General features: G+C 32.2%; 2 protein-coding genes. Both read right to left on the minus strand.

Going from position 1 to position 1,672, the window contains the following annotated elements:
- Nucleotides 1–11 precede the first annotated feature (11 nt).
- Complete coding sequence (locus CXF67_RS09630) at nucleotides 12–1,016, minus strand: NAD-dependent epimerase/dehydratase family protein (protein ID WP_180957950.1); 1,005 nt, start codon at nucleotides 1,014–1,016, stop codon at nucleotides 12–14.
- A gap of 61 nt (nucleotides 1,017–1,077) precedes the next feature.
- Nucleotides 1,078–1,647: a Crp/Fnr family transcriptional regulator gene (locus CXF67_RS09635; RefSeq protein ID WP_102088567.1), complete on the minus strand. Its 570-nt coding sequence runs from the start codon at nucleotides 1,645–1,647 to the stop codon at nucleotides 1,078–1,080.
- Nucleotides 1,648–1,672 lie beyond the last annotated feature (25 nt).

The raw sequence follows: 1,672 nt of genomic DNA on the forward strand, positions 1-1,672 counted from the left end.
TTGTATGCCGTTTATTTCCTTTCCCATTCATTCAACAAATATTCTAGCGCATCTATCAATGCTTTTTTCGAAGGTTTGGGATTAAATCCTAATTCTAGTTTAGATTTTGTGATATCATAATCTTGTTTTAAGCCATAAAACATATCTAAGTAATGTCTTTGTAATTGGGGTTCTTTCCCAGTTATTTTACTTGTAAATTCCATTAAACCTGCTACGGAGTACAATAACCATTTAGGGACTTTTTTAGGTGTTTTTAATTTTAATTCAGGGAATAATTCAGAAGCTATTTTAACACTTTCTTGTAAAGTGGTATGCTGTTCGTTTGATAATATGTAACGTTCGCCATCATTGCCTTTTAGCATTGCTTTGTATGCCCCAAAAGCTACATCTTTTACATCTACCCAATTTAGGGTGACATTGGTATCTACAGGTATTTCTCCACTTAAAATTTGATAAACAAGATTGTTGGAATAACTCAATTTGTAAGCTTCACTACCGATCATGGCTGAAGGTAAAATTACTACAGTTCTGATTCCATATTTTTCCCCTAATTCAATTGCAAGTTTATCAGAATCATTTTTAGAATTATAATACCAGTTTCTCCTGTCTTTATTATACCCATTATCTACATTTCCTGGCAATTTTGTAAAGTCCAAAGATGCTACTGAACTTACGTATACAATATTTTTAACACCACATTCCTTTGCGATATCAAACACGTTTTGAGTTCCCTGCACATTGTTGTCATAGATTTCAGTTTTAGGGTCTTTAGCCCACATACTAAAATTTGCACCTACCGCATATAAGTTGGTGATTCCTTTAAATGCTTTTTTTAGAGATTCTCTATTCGTAATATCCGCTTGTACGACTTCACAATCTAATCCTTTAAAAGGTTCTTTATTACTAACGTTTCTTACCGTTGCTCTAACCTTTTCGTTTTTAGAAAGTAATAATCTAACCAAATTATTACCTAAATGTCCGTTTGCACCTGTTACTAATGAAATTTCGTTACTCATAATTTATTTTTTTTGCTTGAGCAAAGTTCAATAGTAATTAAGGGTTTAAAAATAACATTTGTTAGAAAGTGATTTGTTTGCGAATACGACTTAAAGATTGAGGTTCTATGCCTAAGAAAGAGGCGATGTTCTCTATAGAAACATTTAAAGCTAATTTTGGATTTTGTTTTAAAAATTTCAGGTAGCGTTCTTTAGCAGTCAAAACCTGAAAATCTTTAACACGTGCTACCTTGCCGCTTAAGTGCTCATTGGTTACATCCTTTACAAAATCACTCCAAAAAGTGGTATTTTCTTGTAAAAGTTGAAAATCAGGCTTAGAGATTTTCACAAGTTCACAATCAGTAATGGTTTCGTAATAGTCAAAGGAGGCGGTTTCGCTCATAAAGCTATCTAAAGATGTGAAAAAATTCTGTTCGGATACTAAATGCTGAACGACCAATTTACCATCTATGTTTTGATACCCTTTTACAATTCCTTTGCTTAAAAAATATACGTATCGCTCTACATTTCCGGCCTTTAAAAGGCTTGTATTTGACGGAACATCAATTGAAACAAAATGTTTCTCAATTAGCCTAATTTCATCGGTGGTCAGAGAAATTCTTGATTTAATATAATGCAATAAGTTTATCATTTGATTTATTTAATGGCATACAACG

Origin of the sequence: Psychroflexus sp. MES1-P1E (assembly GCF_002836055.1) — a bacterium.
GTDB lineage: Bacteria > Bacteroidota > Bacteroidia > Flavobacteriales > Flavobacteriaceae > Psychroflexus.

What these genes read in the sequence shown, in the direction of transcription:
- CXF67_RS09630 (WP_180957950.1), bottom strand. Translation starts at nt 1,016, where the DNA reads ATGAGTAACGAAATTTCATTAGTAACAGGTGCAAACGGACATTTAGGT.
- CXF67_RS09635 (WP_102088567.1), bottom strand. Translation starts at nt 1,647, where the DNA reads ATGATAAACTTATTGCATTATATTAAATCAAGAATTTCTCTGACCACC.